Below are 19007 nucleotides of genomic sequence, written 5' to 3'. Positions count from 1 at the left end.
ATTTTTATCCGTCAACTCGCTGCCAACTACCACTCGATTTACTGTCGATCACCTACCACCCAATCGACCGCAAACCCGCCCCACACCTGCCTCTCCACCACTCAACACCACCACCGCCACTTGCGTTTCGGCGCTGTGTTTTGCAGCGAGGGGCGAATACTAATGCGCGCAAGCGCGGCTGGCAAGCACTTTTGTGAGTCACTCGCAAAAATCTTGTTGATCGCCTGCTCGCTTCGCCGTGGGCCGCTTGCGTTATGGCAGGTTGAGAGGCCACCGAACGCCGCGCCCGACCAACCTGCGACACGGATTGGGCCTGGCCATCGCCCGCCGCTTCGTTACTCATAGAGATGCAGTTGGCATCAATGTTTGCCCGGCGACTGGCACAGCTTCTGGTTGTAGAGGATGGCCTTGCTAGTGGACGCGTCATTGTCGGCGTCGCACGGCGGAAGGATCAGCGATGCGTCCTTCTGCGCTGTGATCGCAGTCGTCTCGGACAGCACAGTGAGGCACTGGGCGGTGTCGTCACGATGGTATTCAGTCACGGCCAAGTCGCTGCGAGCCTTGTCGCGCTCGATCCGGTCCATGAAGGGATCGCAATCGGCGAGCAGCGAACGCAGCGTTGTAAGTGCTGCGTCGTAATCCTTGGCGGCATATTGCTTGCGGGCGTGGCCGATGCGGGCTTGCCGCTGGCGGTCAGTGCAGGCGGCGGGTGCGCGGCGGTAGTCGCCATCAAACATAGCGCGCATGCCACAGAATTCTCGGCAGGCTTCGGCGGTCGCAGATGAATCCAGCTTGAGCCCATCCTTATTACCTGACACGGCGATGTGGCACTCGCCCTCATCCTTGTCGACGCCAACGCGCCCCCCGAAACGTGCCTTCGATCGCGCACGTGTGGCAGTTGCCGCCAATTGTCGTGATGTTGAAGCTACCGCCCTTGACCGTCATCGTGCCGCTTGCGCTGCCACCCAGAATGTAGACATACTCGCCCGGCTCGACGGCAGGGCCGGCCGCCATGACGCACGCGCTAGCCAACAAGCCGGCCATCATCCATGTGCGCCACATCACCATTCGAAGTGTCATGGTGTTCATTCCGGATTCCTGGAGGACGGTGCCTCCTGCACGAGCGCCATTCTGGCTATCCGGCATGTCGGCACGCAACTTATCGGACGAAGAGCGCGCCCGAGGCTGTCAGATGTGAAGCAGCGCCAGCACAGCCACGACACCACCGACAGCGGCCACGCCGTACGACAGCACCTGCATCCAGCGCCGGCGGGAAAGCAACGTGATAGCCGCCAGCGCGATCGACACCTGAATGGCGACCACCGCTTGCGCCCACCGATGATGATGGTGCACGGCGAGCTCGCTGGCGTCGTCGGCCTCTTTGGCCAAGCGCTCCTGGTCTTCGGCCTGGCGACGGATGTCTTCCTTTTCGGCGGCGTAACGCTGGGCTTCGCGCCTGGCGGCGGCCTGATCGGTGCCGGGCAGTTGGGCGGTCAGCTCGGCAATCGCCTGCTTCTGACCTTTGGCCTGGTAGTAGGCCCAGCGGTTTGCGGCCTCGGTCTTGTGGATGGCGGCTTCATTCTTGGCCAGTAGCGCGGCGTTTTGCGTGGCACCGCCCTGGTAACCGAAGATAGCGCCGGCTGTCGAGAGAATCGCCGTCATGACGGCAATCCGCCCGGCAAAGCTGTCGGCGTGGCCGCTTTCTGCTGCGTGCTCAAGCGCATGATCGTGCGCGCCGTGCACGTGAAATTCCTCTGACATGGTTGCTCCCCTTTTTATCTGGTCTTGTACCGTCGTGCGCCCGTCAGGCACGGGCCTCACAATGCATGGCCTTGCACGGAAAGGCAACGCCCTGCGGTGCGCCGCCAACGCTGCAGAGGCGATTTCCCGACATTGACGCACACGGGAAAAAAGTGCAGCAATCGCAAATCATTTGTACGCAGAAGAATAGCGCCGTTGAATACGCAAAACTGGTCCGTATAATCGCGCAGCAGTGCGAATGAGGGCCAATATTCGATTGGCAATCGCATTGTTAATAAAACAAAACAATACTGCGAGTCAGATCCATGGATGCGTCCCAAAAGCCTTTGGCGCCATTGCCCGAAGAGGAACACCACCCTGCCATCGTTCGCGTGGCCGACGCGACGATCCGCGATGCCAATGCGCTGCTCCATGCCAACGGCGGCCTGAAGTTTGGCCGGGGCATGATCGGAACCATCCTGGCGCTGGTGCTGGGCTTTCTGTGCTTGCTGGGCGTGCTGGCGTTTCACTTCCCGCAGTATCTGACGACGCCCGAATTGCGGCGCGCATATTCCGTGGATGTCATTCGGCAGATTCTGTTTGTCTCGCTGTTGATTTCAGGCGGATTATCGCTGGCGAATATCGTGCTGGATAACCGCCGTCGCCTGAATGGCCTGGCATTCCTGTTTGTGGTGGTTGCCGTTGCGCTGGGCGGCTCGCGCGTGCCGGTGGGCGATTTTCCGGATCACACACCGTACATCGGCATGGATTGGTTCATTCTCGACCTGCTCGGTTCGACAGCGATTTTCGTGCTGCTTGAGAAGCTGTTCCCGCTCTACAAGAAGCAGCCGGTGTTCCGCGCCGAATGGCAGACCGACATGATGCACTTCGCGGTGAACCACTTCATCGTGGGGCTGGTGCTGCTGGTGGTGAATTTCCTGATTCACCGGGTGTTCGGATGGATGGTGCATGCGGATTTCCAGCAGATGGTGCAGCACATCTGGTTCATTCCGCAGTTGCTGCTGTGCATGTTGGTGGCCGACCTGATGGAGTACGTCACGCACCGCGCGTATCACGAGGTGCCGTTCCTCTGGCGCTTCCATGCCGTGCATCACAGCGTGAAGACGATGGACTGGCTGGCCGGTTCGCGTCAGCACATTCTTGAACTGATCGTCACGCGGGTAGCCGTGCTGGGCCCGCTGTTCGTGCTGGGATTCGACAAGGCCGTTGTCGATGTCTACATCATCATCGTGGGCTTCCAGGCGGTGTTCAATCACGCCAACGTGCATTTGCCGTGGGGGCCATTAAAGTACATCTTTGTGACGCCGGATTTTCACCACTGGCACCATTCATCGGAAGACGAAGCGATCGACAAGAACTACGCCGCCCATTTCGCCTTCATCGACTATCTGTTCGGTACTGCGGTGAAATCGAAAAAGGCCTTCCCCGAGAAGTACGGCGTGGTAGGCGACTACATGCCCGACGGTTTCGTCAACCAGCAGCGCTTTCCGTTCCGGCGTCAGCAGAACTGAGTCGAAAGTTTCCCATCATGCCGCTCGCCCTAGCCGCCCAGATCCTCATCGCCCGCCTCGGGCTCGAACCGCACCCGGAAGGCGGCTTCTATCGCGAAACCTATCGCAGTGAGGAGCGCATCCAACGAGGCATCCCGCCCGTCGAATGTGCGGCTGCCACCGCCATCTATTACCTGTTGGCGGATGATGCATATTCCGCCTGGCATCGGATCCAGTCGGACGAGTTGTGGCACTTCCATTCGGGGGACTCACTCAATGTGCATGTGTTGGAGGCTGACGGTACGATGAGCACGCATCGCCTGGGCCACGCGGCCGAGGATGCGATGGCGGTGTACCAGGCGGTGGTCCCGGCTGGCCGCTGGTTTGCAGCCGAGCGCGTGCCGGGTGAACATGGGTATGCGCTTGCTGGCTGCACCGTTGCGCCGGGGTTCAAGTTCAGCGAGTTCGAACTCGCCGACGATAGCGCGCTGCTGGCAAAGTATTCGGCACATGGCGATCTCATCCGGAGGTTGCTGCCCCGCCCCGCGTTGCGTTAGTCAGCACCACACCACGCTTTCATAGCCGACCGTGCGGCGGTAGACGCTCATGCCGCGCCACGTGCTGTACTCCATGTACGCGCATGTCAGGACGACGATCCAGTTGGCTGCTGCGGTGGACATATTTCCTCCCATCTCGTCGGTCCGATCGCTTCCTATCGGCACGTTTCCAGTCTATGAGAGGGGGCCCCAAAACCATTGCAAGAGCAATGACGCTTCTTGGTCCCTATTTCGGGACCTCATCTCCGTATAGCATCGCGCGTCGCAAACGCCCGCCGAGCGCGGCTCGCATGCATCTTGGAACGCACAGCATCGGGCTCCGGCTGGTCTTCATTGCTGCATCTGATCTACGCTTGTGACAAGCGCCGCGGCTTGACCCACCCTCCTCATCCACATCCACCTAGACCCTTTCGGAAGAACATCATGGCAACCATCGGATTCATCGGCCTGGGCATCATGGGCGCCCACATGGCTCGCAACCTGCTCAAGGGCGACCACACCCTGATCGTCAACGGCAAACATTCCGTGCCGGAAGATCTGCGTTCGCAAGCCACCGTTGCCGCGAATTCGGCGGCGGTTGCGCAGGTAGCCGACATCGTTATCGCCATGGTGCCGGATACGCCAGACGTGGCCGAAGTACTGTTTGGGGAAGACGGAGTCGCTCAGGGCCTGGCGGCAGGCAAGCTCTTCATCGACATGAGCTCGATCTCGCCGATTGAAACGCAGGACTTTGCCAAGCGCGTCGAAGCGCTGGGGGCGGATTACCTCGATGCGCCCGTTTCAGGCGGTGAAGTCGGCGCGCGCGATGCCACCCTCACGATCATGGTCGGCGGCAAGGAAGCGGCGTTCGAGCGCGCCAAACCGCTGTTCACCCTGATGGGCAAGAACATCACGCACGTGGGCGAATCCGGCGCCGGACAGACCTGCAAGGTGGCCAACCAGATCATCGTGGCATTGACCATCGAAGCCGTGGGCGAGGCGCTGCTGTTCGCATCGAAGGCCGGGGCCGATCCGGCACGTGTGCGCCAAGCGTTGATGGGCGGCTTTGCCTCCTCGCGCATTCTCGAAGTGCACGGTGAACGGATGATCAAGCGGACGTTTGATCCCGGCTTCCGCATCGAGCTGCATCAGAAAGATCTGAACCTCGCGTTGGAAGGCGCCCGCAAGCTCGGCATCGCCTTGCCCAACACTGCCGCCGCGCAGCAGCTTTTCAACGTATGTGCGGCCAATGGCAGCAAGGCGTGGGACCACTCCGCCATGGTGCGCGCGCTGGAATTGATGGCAGATCACACCATTGCCTGAAGCAAAACGGGAGGGGGCCGCACCAAAGCCGCCCCTCCCCGTATACGACCTTCAACCGCCTCCGGCTTACAGCTCAAGCTGCTCCAGCACTTTCCCCTTGGTTTCGATGCCGAGGAAGTGGATCGTGATTGCCGCCAGGATCGGCACCAAGGCCAGGAGCAGAAACGCATTGCTGACGTTGCCCGAGCCGATGGTCGAACCGATCAGCATTGGCGAAAAGATGGCCGCAATCTTCAACCATGCGCCGCCCATGCCGCAGCCGATCGCCCGGATGTTGGTCGGGTACAGCTCCGGCGTATAGACATAGGCAGTGATGAAGCCGCACGCCATCAACCCCAGCGCCAACGAGCACAACCCCGCCACCACATAGAGCGACTGCTCGTGCAGCAGCCCAGCCAGACCCAGCGCCAAACCGCACAGCACAAACGACACCACCATCACGGGCTTGCGGCCGACCTTGTCGACGATCATCGCGCACACCAGCGAACCGACCACACCCAGCACCGACGCCAGCGCCGCCAGGTTCAGCGCCAGTTGGAGCGGTGCGTGATAGATCGTCTTGTAGACCGTCGGCAGCCAGGTCGACAGACCGTACTGGATGAAACCGCACGTCGCCCACAGCATGGCCACGACCACCGTGCGCTTGACGTACACGGGGCCGAACAGATCGCGCATGCCGCGCTTCGGGTGGCGGTGCGACATCTGCTCGAAGGCCGAGGTATCGCCCAGCGGAGGCAGCGGCCCCTTCGCCTTGGCTTCAAAGCGTGCCTGCGCGGCATCGGCCTCGGCCATGCGCCCATGGGTCGCCAGCCAGCGCGGAGATTCCGGCACGGCCTTGGGCAGTGTGAAGAACAGCACCAGCGGAATGCCGCCGAGAAAGTACATCACCTCCCAGCCCAAATGCGGTACAAGCCAGGCCCCAAGCGCGTTAGACACCAGCAAACCAATCGGGAACACCACCTCGTAGAGCAGCACGAAGCGCCCGCGGCCATGGGCACGCGTGACTTCGTTGATGTATGTGGCCGCTACGGGCAGCTCGCCACCCAAGCCGATGCCCTGCACGATACGCAGCGCTGCAAACACGGCAAAACTGGGCGCCACGCCGCACAGCAGGCTCATCAAACCGATGATGCCCGCGCTATAGCCGATCATGCGCACGCGGCCGAATCGCTCCGCAAACATCGGGAACACCAGCGCACCGATCAACTGACCGATGCCGGGGGCACCGATCACAAAAGCAATCTGCGCCGGGGTCAGATGCCATTGCGCGATCAGCAGCGGCAGCGTAGCGGCAATGACGATCACGTCAAAGCCATCGAAGAACGTCGCCAGCCCGATCAGCAGACGCGCGCGCACGTGCATGCCGTTGCTCTTGAGCCGCTCGATGCGGGCAACGATCTTGCCCAGGCTCATCGCGCCCAGCGACGCATCGTGGTCAATTCCGCTATCAATCAAAACACCTGGCTTCATGTGAAGCTCCTTCCGGAGGAAGTTGATGCGCCACTGGGTCGCTGCCCAGCGGCGCGCGTTGGGTCAGGACGTCAGAACGAGTGATGCACCCCGGTGCTGACAACGAGCTGGTTGCGCTGCGCCGCTACACCCACGCCGTTGATGGCAGCAGACTGCGCATCGCCGGACGCACGCTGATACGTGCCTTGCACATACACCTGCGTGCGCTTGGAAAACGCATACACGTTGCCCAGGCTGAACTGGTTCCAACGGGCGCCCTCGTACTTGCTGAAGGTATAGCCCACGTTGAGCGTATTGGCGGCGCTGTAATGCCACGCGGTACCGAGGTCGACGTTTTGCGCCCGGGCGTTGGCGCCACCGAGCGTGATGCGCGTCTGCGTATAGACCGCGTTGATCTGGAGCGGTAGGCCGCTGAACTGATACAGCGTGCCAGCACCGAACGACTTGACCGAACTCATCGGCGTCATCACGCCGGGCACCAGTGTCGTGCCCAGTGTGTTGGTGATGCCCAGGCGCCCAGCAACATCCAGCGCGCGATCATTGGATGCGGTATAGGCCGCGGCTGCGCGGAAACCGCCATTGGTGTAGTACGCCCCGAGGCTGTAACTGCGGCTCTTCGACGGCGAACCGGGTACCTGGCCAAAGCCGTACATGCCGCCCAGCTGCAGCCCGCCGAAGATGGGCGAGACGTAACGCACAGCGTTGTCGATCTGGAACTGGTTGGCCAGGTTGTCGAAGTTGCCGGGGTGGAACAGGTAGAAGTTGGTGAGTTGGAACCCGTTGCTCAGGCGGCCGAGGTAGTCGAACAAGAAGTCCGCTTGGTGGCCAAGCTGGATATTGCCCAAGCGATCGTTCGTCAGGCCCACCCACGCCGTGCGGTTGAACAGCTTGCCGGCGACCACGCTGCTACCGGTGTCGCCCAGAAACCCCGACTCCAATTGGAAGATGGCCTGCGTACCGCCGCCGAGATCTTCCGAGCCGCGCAGGCCGAAGCGGTCCGGCTGCATCGTACCGGGGTCCATGCGCAGAGCCGAGCCGCTCGACGCGCCGCTCTTGAGGCTGTTGATGTAGGCCACGCCTTCATCAATGCTGCCGTACAGCGTCACGTTGCTCTGGGCCGCTGCCGTGCCCGCCAGGCTCATCGCCGCAATGGCGAACAAGGTTGTCTTCATTTGCTGTTTCCTCCACTGGACAAGGTGTCCGCCCCGCCAGTTGTTATCGCCGTCTTGGTGGACGAGCTGGTTGTGGTACTTGCGTTGTTCCGTATGTGAAACGGCGTTTAAAAGAAAAACACGGCGTAAAAAAAGAGGGCGCGGCTGGTCAGGCCAACGCCTAAACCATCCTGCGCTTACAGATCAATCACCAGGCGCTTGCCTTTGCATCCGGACACGCAAACCATCATGGTTTGGTTGGATGCGCGCTCGCTCTTGGAGAGCACGCTGTCACGGTGGTCGGGTTCCCCTTCCAGCACGCGCGTTTCGCACGAACCGCATACGCCTTCCTTGCAGCTGTGTTCCACCTCGACGCCAATCTCCAGCAGCGCGTCGAGCAGCGACTTGCCAGCCGGCACGCACAGTTCAGCGCCGTTGCGCGCGAGCTTGACCTGGTACTCACCGTCCTGCACCGACTCCACACCCGGGTCCGCGGCAAAGCGCTCGATATGGACGTTGGTGTAGCCGAGCGCTTCACATGCGGCCTCAAAAGCGCGCAGCATCGGGCCAGGGCCACAGCAATAGAAATGCGTATCGGTCGAATGCCCTGCAAGCAGCGCTTTCAGATCGGGCGGGCCGCCGGCTTCCGCGTCCAAGTGGAAGCGCACTGCATCGCCATGCCCGGCAAGCTCATCGGCAAACGCAGCTTCGGCGCGCGAGCGGGCGCAGTACAGCATCGAGAACGCCTTGCCTTGCTCGGCCAGACGACGCGCCATGCAGACGATGGGCGTCACGCCAATGCCGCCTGCAACCAGCACGGTGTGCGGCGCGGTTTCGTCCAGCTCGAAGTGATTGCGCGGGCCGCCGATCTTCAGCGTCGAACCGACGCGCAACTGCTCGTGCACATAGCGCGAGCCGCCGCGGCTGTTGCGGTCGAGCAGCACGCCGACCACATAACGGTCACGCACCTCCGGTGCACCGCACAGCGAATAGCTGCGCACCAGCCCGTTGCCGAGATGCAGTTCGATATGCGCGCCGGGTGCGTACTCGGGCAGCGTCTTGCCGTCGACATCGCGCAGCTCCACGCTCACGATGCCTTGGGCTTCGTAGCGCATGGCGTGCACGCGCAGGTTGAGGGGGGGATTCATAGCACGTCTCTCTGCAACGTTTCAGCGCTTTTCCGTCAGGAACTTGCCTTCCGGGCTGACTACGTTTCTCTGACGGCGGGTGTTGCCGTCAATGCCGCCATCAATGGCCCACTCGGCAAACACGGTCGGGCCAGGTTCGAAGTCGCGTGGCTGCCAGTTACCGTCGAGCTGGTCTTCATCGGCGTAGTACTCGATCAGGCCGCCAGCCGGGTTCTTGAAGTACCAGAAGTACGCCGACGAAATCGGGTGACGACCCGGGCCTAGTTGCGTTTCCCAGCCGCAGCGCGACACATGCATGCCACCGCCGAACACTTCGTGGATGTCGCGCACGGTGAAGGCGACGTGGTTGAGGCCGCTCTTGGCCTGCGGCGTCTGCAGCAGGAACAGGTCGTGATGGCCACCCTCCGGCGCGCAGCGCAGGAACGCCCCGCGGCCCGGGTAGTGGTCGGACGGCACAAAGCCGAGCTTGTCGATGTAAAAGCGCTCCGTGGCCGCCACGTCTTTCACAAAGAAGACCACGTGGCCCACTTCGATGGGCGTGGCGCGCTCGTAGATGGGGCTCGGTTGGTTGCGGCGCGGTTTGTCTGTCCACGTGTTCATGGCAGCGCATTGCACGTCGACGTCGCGCTTGGTGGTCAGTTGCACGCGCACGGCCAGGCCGTTCGGGTCGGTGCAACCGACGCGGCCGTTGGCGTCGACGTAGCCGGGCTGGTCAGCCAGCGTGTCGACCAGGCGATCGAGCACAGCCTGCGAATCGGCGCCCCAGATCACTTCGCGCAGCGTCGGGCCGGCTTCCATGGCCGGCGGCAGCGCAGCATCGTCGCTGCGCTTGACGCGCACGCGGCAGCCGTTGAGCGTCTCGAACAGCAGGCCGCTGGCGTCTTCCGATTGCAGGGCGAGCCCCCAATCCAGGAAGAACTGCTTGCAGGCGGCGAGGTCGTCGGCACCGTAGACGATTTCGTCGATGCCTCGAATCGTGTTCATCTTCATCTCCTGTGGTCTGGGTGTTTTGTTTCAGCTTCAGTTGGCGTTGGCCCAGGCCAGCGGTTGTTCGTTCAAGCCCCAGTAAAGGCTCTTCTGCTCCATGTATTGCAGGATGCCGAGGCGGCCCTTCTCGCGGCCCAGGCCGCTGTCGCGCCAGCCGCCAAACGGCGTCGAAATCGAGAACTGCTTGTATGTGTTGATCCACACGTTGCCGGCCTGCACCGCGCGGCCGATGCGCCATGCGCGCTTGTAGTCGCGCGTCCAGATCCCGGCGGCCAATGCGTAGACGCTGTCGTTGGCCTGTTCGATCAATTCGTCTTCATCGTTGAACGGCATGGCGACCAGCACCGGGCCGAAGATTTCTTCCTGGCAGATGCGGGCGCTGTTGGTGAGCCCTTCGATGATGGTCGGCGTGTAGAAATAGCCCGACTCGCAGCCGGCGATTGCTGGGCGCAAACCGCCCGTGCGCAGGTGACCGCCGTCTTCCACGCCCATCGCAACGTACGACTCGATGGTCTCGCGGTGGCGATCGGTGATCAGCGGACCCATCTGCGTGGATTCATCGGCCGGATTGCCGACACGCAGGCGTGCTGCGGCAGCGGCGAGGCGATCCATGAAGGGCTCGTACAGCGAACGCGCCACGAACAGACGCGAGCCTGCGATGCACGACTCGCCCGACGAGCTGAAGATGCCGTACAGCACGCCATTCACGGCGTGGTCGAGGTCGGCATCTTCAAACACCATCGTTGGGGACTTGCCGCCGAGCTCAAGCGACACCGGCATCATCTTGTCAGCGGCAATGTGGGCAATGTGTTTGCCCGTGTTCGTGCCACCCGTGAACGACACGCGGCGCACCAGCGGATGCTTCGTAATCGCATCGCCAATCACGGAGCCCTTGCCGGGCAGCACGCTGATCATGCCCTTGGGCACGCCCGCCTCTTCGCAGATGGCAGCGAGTTCCAGCGCCATCAGCGGCGTGACTTCCGCAGGCTTGACGACGACGGCGTTGCCCGCGGCCAGCGCGGGCGCCATCTTTTGCGCTTCGCTGGCAATCGGCGAATTCCACGGCGTGATGGCGGCCACCACGCCCATGGGTTCATGCACGCTCATCGTCAGGCAATCGCCACGCATGGGCGTGAGCGACTCTTCCAGCGTCTCGCATGCGGCGCCGAAGAACTGGAACGTGGCAGCAGCGCTCGCCACCAGCGCGCGCGTCTCGTTGATCGGCTTGCCGTTATCCAGGCGCTGGCGTTGTGCCAGCGCTTCACTGCGCGAGCGGATCAGCTCAGCTACGCGGTACAGAACGGCCGCGCGCTCGTGCGGCTTGCGCTGCGCCCAGCCGCTGGACAGGAAGGCGCGGTAGGCGCCCGCCACGGCCTCTTCCACATCAGCGACGCTGGCGGCATTGAGTTCTGCAACGACTTCACCCGTGGCCGGGTAGCGCGTGGCATAGCGCTCGCCCGTGCCCAGGCGCCAATCACCGGCGATGCAGATGGGCAACACGCACGTTGCGGTTGCGTTCGGGTTGGAAACAGTCATGGCGCAATGGCCTCGCTTAAATCGAAACGGCGTGCGCGCGGTTGCCCAGCGCACGCACCACGCTGAACACCGTCAGCGCAGAAGTCTTGGGATTAGCCGCCAGCGGCTTGCCGCGCATCGTCAGCTCGAAGCCGCCAAAGGCACCCCGCGCCTCGACGTGATGGATGTTCTCGTCCACCGTTGGATCGGCCAGCAGCTTGACGTGCGTGTGCTCAAGACCGAGGCCCGCCAATGACAGCGTGGCCGCCACGTTGGCGTTTTTCGGGAACAGACGCGCGGCTTCACGGGCGTTGCCTTCGAAGATCACGGTCGGCTCGCGCAGCGCATCAAGGTCGAACTGCTGCTCGGCCGGCGTGTCCTTCCAGGCGCGCGGCGGCTTGCGGCCGGTGTAGACCACGGCGTCCAACCCGCCGACGCGCGCAGCGGCCAGTGCGTCGATGGCGCCGATGGCGCCCGACAGCAGCTGCACCTGCGCGTTGCCACGGCGGGCCGCAGCCTCCAGCCGTTCGGCCACGCCGGGTTCCGACAGCGCACCCACCGATACGACCAGGCAGTCGATGCCCTGCTCCAACGCCGGCAACACATGTTCTTCAAGCGCGTCATGGCCAGCGCACTCGACCAGCAGATCCGTATGCGCGTCGAGCGACAGATGCGTCGTGACACGCGCATTTGGTGCGAACGGGGCGATGGCCTCGCGCGCCTTGTCCATCGCGTGCTCGGGCACGATCACGGCGTCAAAGCACACATCCGGATCGCTCTTGAGCAGTTCCAGTACGCCCTGCCCGATCGCTCCGCACCCGACCATCGATACATGCAGCATGTCCGGCTCCTTCAGTTGGCTCGGTTGCAGGTTCACGCCACCACCGTCGTGCCGTCCGCGGCGCATGCAGCAGCGCGCTCGCCCCGGCCATCCTTGGCCTGCTGGTTGACCGGCGGGCCTGCAAAGATCGTCTTGAAGCTGCCGATGGAGAGCATGTCGATCTCCATCAGGAACGGCCCCTCGCCGCTGGTGGCTTCCTTCAATGCGCTGCCCACGTCGGCCAGATCTGACACGCGGCGATGACGCAGTTGCAGGGACTGCGCGAGCGCCGCGTAGTCCGGCGTGTGCAGATCCACGTAATGGCGGCGGCCGCCGTACTGCGCGTCCTGAATGTTCTTGATGACGCCGTAGCCCTTGTCGTTCATCAGCACGATGACGAGATTGGCGCGCTCCTGCACCGCAGTCGCCAATTCACCGAGATTCAGGATGAAGCCGCCGTCGCCAGCCAGGCAGAACGTCGTCTTGCCGGATTCGGTCGCGGCCGCACCGATGGCCGCACCAATGCCCATCGCCAGGCCTTGGCCGATGCCGCCACCGAGCGCATGCACGCCGGCGCGCGAATCGAAAATACGGAGCTGGCGATTACCCCAGGTGCTGTTCGACACCGTCACATCGCGCACCCAGTTGAACTCGCGGCCCACTGCGGCTTGCAACGCCTCCACCAGCTTGGCGTACGGGCCAAGCCCATCGATCAGCCCGCTTACGGCCGCCCCGTGTGCCTCCCGCAGGTCGGCGGCGAATGTTGCATCGATGTGCATCTTCTTTTCCAGCCGATCGGCCAGGCCATCCAGCGCGAGGGCGGAATCTCCGCACACAAAGTAGTCGCTGGCGTAGCAACGGCCTTCTGCCGATGCATCCGCATCGATGCGGTACAGCGGGCGCGGCAGCTTCAGTTCGTACTTGAGCGTTTCATTGCCGCGCAGGCGCGAGCCGACCACGACCATCGCGTCGCACGTCTGGTAGAACGCTTCGACCGGCTTGTGCAGGTTGAATGCGCCCAGCGAGCGCGGGTCATCTTCCGGCACGATGCCGCGGCCCTGCGTGCTGGTGACCACGCCAAAGCCAAGGTCCATCAGGCGCTTGACCTGCTTTGAAGCGTGGCGGGCACCACCGCCCAGCCACAGCATCGGACGGCGCGCGTGCGACAGGCGCTCAGCCAGTTCGTCCAGCGCGTGGGCAGACGGCACATGCTGCGGCACCAGCAGCGGGCGCAGGTCATCCGGCATGGGGATCAGCGCGGCCTGGATGTCGATGGGAATCTCCACGCTCACCGGGCCGGCCGGCGCGGTCAGCGCGGTCTGCACGGCCAGCTTCATCGTGCTGATCGCCGTGTCCGCACTGCGCACGCGGAAGGCAGCCTTGGAGACGGCCTTGAGCATCGTGAGCTGGTCCGGCGCTTCGTGGATGTACGCAAGGCTCTGGTCCAGATACGGCGTTTCGATCTGGCCCGTGATGTGCAGCAGCGGCGTGCCGGCGGTCAGGGCTTCAACCATGGCGCCCGCCGCATTCCCGGCAGCGGTGCCGGTGCTGGTCAGACAGACACCGAGGCCGCCTGTGGTCCGGGCATAAGCGTCGGCCATGTTCGCGCCGCCGGCTTCACCGCGCGCCATGACGAAGCGAATCTTGCCGCGCTCGCCCATCGCATCGAGGATGGGCATGTTGTGGATCGAGATGACGCCAAAGGCGGCCTTGACCTCGCAGGCTTCCAGGAATGCTGCAATCGCGTGGCCCACCGTGACCAGCTGTTGTTCCTGTTGTTGTCTGTTAAGCATGACGGGAGTGTCCTCCGGAAATATCGATGTGGCTGCCCGTGGTGTACGAAGACAACGGCGAGGCAAGGAACAGAATGGCGCGGGCTGCTTCTTCGGGCAGGCCCAGGCGCCCAAGGGGAATGTGTTTCTGCGCGGCCAAGCGGCGCGTCCAAGCGGCCCAGTCGAGATGGCGATCTTCTTCGGGTCGAGCCTCGAAGCGGCGGCGCCATTGGCCGGACTCCACCAGGCCGATCAGGATGCCGTTGACGCGCACGCCCTTCGGTGCAAATTCGGTCGCCATCGAACGCACGAGATTGAGCACACCCGCACGCGCGGCAGAGGTTGCCACCATGTGCGGCTCGGGCTGCTGCGCCAGCAGCGAATTCACGCAGACGATCGCGCCGTGCGCCGAGCGCTCGAGTTGCGGCAGGAAAGCGCGCGTGGGATGGATCACGGAGAAGAACTTGAGATGCAGCTCCTGCGTCCACGCGGCATCGTCGGTATCGGCAAACGTCGAGACACGGCCTTGGCCCGCGTTGTTGACAAGCATGTCGACGGGGCCGAGGGCTTGCTCCACGGCGTCGGCAAAGGCTGCCATCTGCGCGGCGTCGAGCACGTCGCACGTTGCGGCGAACAGCGGCGCGTTCGGGAAGCGGTTGCGCAGACCTTGTTCGGCTAGCCCGAGGCGTTCGGCATTGCGGCCGCACAGCGCCACGGCGGCGCCGGCTTCCAGCAGCAGTTCAACGGTGGCCAGGCCGATGCCGGAGGAGCCGCCCGTCACGACGGCGGTCTTGCCAGTCAGGTCGATCATCGGCATGGTCATTCGCGGAACAGGTTGACGACCTTGCCGCCTGCGGGGCGGTAGTCCAGCAGGTAAGACAGCTCACCGGCAGCGGCGCGCACCTTGTCGATCATCAGGTCGAGCTGCGCGGGCTCGATTCGCGGCGACGGAATGGTCGTGCCGAGCGCCGCCACCACCTTGCCTGCGCGGTCCAGTACCGGCGCAGCAATCGTCGAGATGTTGGCCTCAAAGAAACCTTCCTGCAGCACGTAGCCATGTTCGCGGTCGCGCTGGACCATCTCGAACAGTTCTTCCACCGTGCGCGGCGTGTTGGCGGAGAACACCTCCAGCTGCGGCTCCGGATACAGCTGGCGCAGCTCAGCCAGCGACAGATCGGCCAGCAGCACACGACCCAGCACCGTGGCATGTGCCGGCAGGCGCGTGCCAACATTTACCGAGCTGGTGAACGGCGTGGGCGCGACGGATTTCGCCACGTAGACGATCGAGCGGCCATCGCGCACGACGAGGTTGCATGGGTAATGAATGTCGTCGCGCAGGCGATCGAGCAGCGGACGGCCCAACTCGGTCAGTTCCAGCGAGGCGAGATACTCAAAGCCCAGGCGCAGCACCGCCATGCCGAGACGGAAATCGCGACCGCCGTCAACGCGTTCGATGAAGCCCATCACTTCAAGTGTGGTCAGCAGGCGGAACACCGTGGAGCGCGGCACCTTCAGGCGGCGCGCCAGTTCAGGTGCAGACAGCACACGGTCTTTGTGGCTGAACTCGCACAGCAGGCGCAGGCCGCGTTCGAGCCCCGGCACGATGTACTTTTCCTGCACGTCTTCTGGGATGAGGTCGTTGCTCATACGTCTTGGCGCTTAGGCGTTTTGGGATTGGGAGAGAACAGCGTGTTCGATCCAGCCTGCAACAGCGTCAGGCGCATCGATATAGGAGGCATGCCCGGCCGATGGCACAAGCGCAAACGGCAGATCGAACATCTTGGCCAGCGCTTCGCAACCTTCCGGCGGTGTAATGCCGTCGACATCGCCGCAAGCAATCTGTGCAGGTGTGGATGCGGGGCGTTTGCTCAGATAGGCGCCGATGTCGTCGCCGCTCAAAATCGCCACGGCTTGGCGATAGCCACCGTCGTTGAGGCGCTTCATGTTCCAGCGCACCCAGGCGCGTTCTTCGTCGGTGGCATTCGGGCGCAGCAGATGCGCGTGGCGCGACTCCGCCATGCCGTCGATGCCAAGCTGGTCGAGCGTTGCAAGACGCTGGGCCTGCACGCTGCGGGATTGATCTTCCTGCCCCGGCTGGCCGTAGCCCTGCGCGGGGTTCAGCAACAGCAGGCACTTCGGCTGAATCGCCGCTGGTGCGGCGGCCACATACGCCGATGCCATCAGCGCGCCCAGCGAATGACCGACGATCGCATCGGGCGTCACGTCCAGCGCCGCAAGCCAAGCCTGCAGCCGCCCAGCGTAGTCGGCAGCGCGCGGTGCAACGTCTGCAAGCGGCGTGGAGCTGCCGTAGCCCGGCGCATCCCATGCCAGCACGCGCATGTTGTGCGAAAGAACCTGCGCGCAAGGCAGCCATGACGCAGCGCTGGAGCTGATGCCGTGCAACAGCACCACCAGCGGTCCGCGCTCGCCCCATTGCCGATAGCCGATGCGCTCGCCGTGGTCGTTAATGGCGACGGTGCGTTCGGCAAACCCGGCGCCCAGCGCGGCAAGCGCGTCGGCAACACGGAGCGGATGGGAGGACATGACAGCCTGCGCGTTCATCGCATCAACGCTTGATCTTGGCGAGCGGATGCTCGGGCGGATACGTCGGCGTGATCGGCTTCTTGGCACCGAGCATCACACACATCAGCGCGTCTTCATCGCCGATATTGATCTCTTCGCGGTACACGCCGGGCGGCACCGAGACGAGATCGCGATCGGTCAGAATGGTTTCGTAGCGCTCGCCGTCCTTCTCCAGCACCAGCTTGACCTTGCCGCGAATGATGAAGAACACCTCTTCCACATCGGTATGCAGGTGCGACGGGCCTTCGTGACCCGCCGGGATGACCATGGTCGAAAACGTGAAGTGCTCCGCCGGTACTGTGTTGGTGTCAGCTGCCACGCCCGTGCCGCCCGTGCCGAGGTAGCGCATTTGCGCACGGCGGTATTTTGGATCGAAGTCGGCCTGGAACTTGAGGGCGTCCCAGTCGTAGCGGCGGGTGGAAAAACGCGCCACGCGGCTGTTCATCCAGTCTTCAAACGACGCGCCTTCCGGGCGGTCCCACGTGCGTTGCACTTGCTGTTGTTCGGAGAGATCGCTCATTGAATACCTCTTCTGAATGGTGTGTGGATGCATTACTGCATGACGAAACCGCCGTTGACGGCCAGCGTCTGGCCCGTCACGAATCGGGAAAGGTCGGACAGCGCGAACAGCACGGCGCCGCACACGTCGTCCGGCAGTTGATCGCGCGAGATGGCGCGCTGGTCGCGGTACAGCGCATGGCGGTGCGACGGCACGTATTCGGTGGCTTCCACCAGCGTCAGGCCCGGCGCAATGGCGTTGACGGTGATGCCGTCTGCGCCGCATTCGCGCGCGAGAGACTTCGTCATGCCGATGACGGCGCTCTTGCTCGCCACATACGCCAGCAAGTTCGGCGCGCCCCACAGCGGGGTGTCCGACGACAAATTGACGATGGCGGCGCGGCCCGAAGCCTTGAGCGCCGGCAGGCAGGCCGTCGTCATCAACCATGTGCCGCGCACGTTGACGTTCATCACGCGGTCCCAGGTCTCGATGTCGATTGACGATGCATCGCGCCCGCCAGAGTTCGTGATGGCCGCGTTGTTGACAAGCCCGTCGAGCCCACCCAGTGCCTGTGCAGCCGCAGCAGCGCATGCCTGAATGGAAGCCGGATCTTCAAGATCAAGCGTGAAGCCATGCGCATCGAAACCTGCCGAACGCAGCGCCGCCGCCTCTTCCTGCACGCGCTCAGCAAGAATGTCGGCCAGCGCGACAGCACCACCGGCTTCGGCAATCGACTTGGCAAAGGCCAGACCCAGACCGCGCGCGGCGCCCGTCACGAGCACCTTGCGGCCAGCCAGCAGCCCGGCGGTGGAATTGCGCTCAGGCATGTTGGGCTTCCGTGGGCACGGGCTTGAGCATGGCGACAGGCGCGTCGGCCAGTTCAGCCGCGGCGCGACGTGCAAGCACACGGCGGATACGCGTGATGCCGATGTCGTGCTGATACAGCGTCTCGTGCTCGCGCGCTTCGGGTGCCATCGACTCAAGCACCACACGGTCCTGTTCCAGCACATCCCAGTGCAGGCCTTCGAGGCGATTGCGATACAGGAAGCGCCACACATCGCGCTGCCAACCCTGCACGTGGCGCGTGCGCCAGAAGTAGACGATGCAGTGCTCCTCATCCACTGGCGTCACGATGCCGATGATCGTGAACGGACCGCCGGGGCCGACCTTCGGTTGATACGGAATCGACAGGCGCAGCCACATCGTGCCGGTCTCGCCAAACTCCGTCCAATCGAAGTTCACGCCGCGCTGGCCGGTCTTCTGGAACATGATCCCGTGGTCGGTTTCAACCACTTCCATCACGGCCTTCTTCTCGCCGCTCGCCATCGAGTGCGACACGGCGTGCAGGTAGGCGCCGTGCATCGGGTCCATGACGTTGTCGATGGCGTAGCGGTAGTTGACGTTCCAATGCGCAAAGCAGAGGAAGTGACTGTGCTCGTCGCTGGTCAATTCTTCGGGCAAGCGCAGCGTGCCGACCGCGTCGTCGAACTCGGACGGAGCCTTGTCGCCAAACCACAGGAAGATGGCACCGGCACGCTCCTGCACCGGGTAGCTGCGCACGCAGGTCTTGCCTTCCATGGGGCACGCGTCGACAGCCGGTACGCTGGTTACCGTACCCTGGCCGTTCACTTCAACGCCGTGGTACCAGCAAGCCACATGGTCGCCCAGGTTCCAACCCATCGACAGGCGCGCACCGCGATGCGGGCAGCGGTCTTCCAGCGCATGCACCTGGCCGGCGGTGTCACGCCACAACACGATGTTCTGGCTCAAACGCGTGATGCCCACCGGGGCGTTTTTCACATTCCACGACGCCGCCACCGGATACCAGTAGTTGCGCAGACCGGTGTTGATGCGCGCTTCCTTCTGCGCTTCCTTGTTGCCTTCCATTGCTTGCCTCTTCTGATGGTTTGAGCCGTGCGCCTCTGCGGGCAAAGCGGCGTCGAATCGTGTTG

At 63.4% G+C, this 19007-nt stretch carries 18 protein-coding genes and 1 pseudogene; 3 read left to right on the top strand and 16 right to left on the bottom strand.

Translation table 11 applies throughout. The annotated features are described in order from the left end of the window. Positions 1-359 precede the first annotated feature (359 nt). Positions 360-1062: pseudogene (locus AAHM38_RS12520) on the bottom strand (hypothetical protein). A 126-nt stretch (positions 1063-1188) separates the two neighbouring features. Further along, positions 1189-1761, bottom strand: a complete 573-nt coding sequence (locus AAHM38_RS12515; protein WP_009239743.1) for a DUF4337 domain-containing protein — start codon at positions 1759-1761, stop codon at positions 1189-1191. A 305-nt stretch (positions 1762-2066) separates the two neighbouring features. On the opposite strand from AAHM38_RS12515, the gene AAHM38_RS12510 reads away from it, so the two are divergent. Both AAHM38_RS12510 and AAHM38_RS12505 read left to right on the top strand, forming a co-directional pair. Then, the gene (locus AAHM38_RS12510) at positions 2067-3272 is read left to right on the top strand and encodes a sterol desaturase family protein (protein ID WP_103519010.1); all 1206 of its coding nucleotides are present in this window, start codon (positions 2067-2069) and stop codon (positions 3270-3272) included. Positions 3273-3289: 17 nt separating this feature from the next. Next, entirely contained in the window at positions 3290-3808 is a 519-nt protein-coding gene (locus tag AAHM38_RS12505; protein ID WP_103519009.1) for a cupin domain-containing protein, read from the top strand. Here the strand turns inward: AAHM38_RS12505 and AAHM38_RS12500 are convergent, their stop codons facing one another. Further along, positions 3809-3931, bottom strand: a complete 123-nt coding sequence (locus AAHM38_RS12500) for a hypothetical protein (protein WP_009239746.1) — start codon at positions 3929-3931, stop codon at positions 3809-3811. Between the two features lie 300 nt (positions 3932-4231). Between AAHM38_RS12500 and AAHM38_RS12495 the strand changes: the two genes are divergently transcribed. Then, the gene (locus AAHM38_RS12495; RefSeq protein WP_116576300.1) at positions 4232-5110 is read left to right on the top strand and encodes a 2-hydroxy-3-oxopropionate reductase; all 879 of its coding nucleotides are present in this window, start codon (positions 4232-4234) and stop codon (positions 5108-5110) included. Between the two features lie 66 nt (positions 5111-5176). Here AAHM38_RS12495 and AAHM38_RS12490 read toward each other — a convergent pair whose 3' ends face one another. The 13 genes from AAHM38_RS12490 to AAHM38_RS12430 form a co-directional block, all read right to left on the bottom strand. Continuing rightward, positions 5177-6580: an MFS transporter gene (locus tag AAHM38_RS12490; protein WP_116576299.1), complete on the bottom strand. Its 1404-nt coding sequence runs from the start codon at positions 6578-6580 to the stop codon at positions 5177-5179. 71 nt (positions 6581-6651) lie between these two features. After that, a complete protein-coding gene (locus AAHM38_RS12485) occupies positions 6652-7752 on the bottom strand; it encodes a porin (RefSeq protein WP_116576298.1) in 1101 nt (366 codons plus the stop codon). Positions 7753-7928: 176 nt separating this feature from the next. Beyond that, positions 7929-8879: a PDR/VanB family oxidoreductase gene (locus AAHM38_RS12480; protein WP_065855341.1), complete on the bottom strand. Its 951-nt coding sequence runs from the start codon at positions 8877-8879 to the stop codon at positions 7929-7931. Positions 8880-8900: 21 nt separating this feature from the next. Continuing rightward, positions 8901-9863, bottom strand: coding sequence for a VOC family protein (locus tag AAHM38_RS12475; RefSeq protein WP_116576306.1), 963 nt, complete (start codon positions 9861-9863; stop codon positions 8901-8903). Positions 9864-9899: 36 nt separating this feature from the next. Continuing rightward, entirely contained in the window at positions 9900-11402 is a 1503-nt protein-coding gene (locus AAHM38_RS12470) for an aldehyde dehydrogenase (RefSeq protein WP_116576297.1), read from the bottom strand. A gap of 16 nt (positions 11403-11418) precedes the next feature. Next, positions 11419-12222, bottom strand: a complete 804-nt coding sequence (locus AAHM38_RS12465; protein WP_116576305.1) for an aspartate dehydrogenase — start codon at positions 12220-12222, stop codon at positions 11419-11421. A 32-nt stretch (positions 12223-12254) separates the two neighbouring features. Continuing rightward, positions 12255-13994: a thiamine pyrophosphate-binding protein gene (locus AAHM38_RS12460; RefSeq protein ID WP_116576296.1), complete on the bottom strand. Its 1740-nt coding sequence runs from the start codon at positions 13992-13994 to the stop codon at positions 12255-12257. Continuing rightward, the gene (locus AAHM38_RS12455; protein ID WP_116576295.1) at positions 13987-14790 is read right to left on the bottom strand and encodes an SDR family oxidoreductase; all 804 of its coding nucleotides are present in this window, start codon (positions 14788-14790) and stop codon (positions 13987-13989) included. The genes AAHM38_RS12460 and AAHM38_RS12455 overlap by 8 nt, the downstream gene beginning before the upstream one ends. 2 nt (positions 14791-14792) lie before the next feature. After that, positions 14793-15620, bottom strand: a complete 828-nt coding sequence (locus tag AAHM38_RS12450; protein ID WP_116576294.1) for an IclR family transcriptional regulator — start codon at positions 15618-15620, stop codon at positions 14793-14795. Between the two features lie 12 nt (positions 15621-15632). Next, positions 15633-16535 (bottom strand): alpha/beta fold hydrolase, encoded by a 903-nt coding sequence (locus tag AAHM38_RS12445; protein WP_116576293.1) that lies wholly within the window; start codon positions 16533-16535, stop codon positions 15633-15635. 4 nt (positions 16536-16539) lie between these two features. After that, positions 16540-17076: a cupin domain-containing protein gene (locus tag AAHM38_RS12440; protein ID WP_116576292.1), complete on the bottom strand. Its 537-nt coding sequence runs from the start codon at positions 17074-17076 to the stop codon at positions 16540-16542. A gap of 32 nt (positions 17077-17108) precedes the next feature. Then, positions 17109-17882 carry an SDR family oxidoreductase gene (locus AAHM38_RS12435; RefSeq protein ID WP_116576291.1) on the bottom strand — a complete coding sequence of 258 codons (774 nt, stop codon included), beginning with the start codon at positions 17880-17882 and terminating at the stop codon, positions 17109-17111. Then, complete coding sequence (locus AAHM38_RS12430; protein ID WP_004634822.1) at positions 17875-18942, bottom strand: aromatic ring-hydroxylating oxygenase subunit alpha; 1068 nt, start codon at positions 18940-18942, stop codon at positions 17875-17877. Before AAHM38_RS12430 ends, AAHM38_RS12435 begins: the two co-directional genes overlap by 8 nt. Positions 18943-19007 lie beyond the last annotated feature (65 nt).

This window comes from Ralstonia sp. OTU4908 (assembly GCF_038440115.1).
GTDB lineage: Bacteria > Pseudomonadota > Gammaproteobacteria > Burkholderiales > Burkholderiaceae > Ralstonia > Ralstonia pickettii.
The sequence above is the reverse complement of the archived record's forward strand: the minus strand, read 5'-3'. Positions and strand labels throughout refer to the sequence as shown.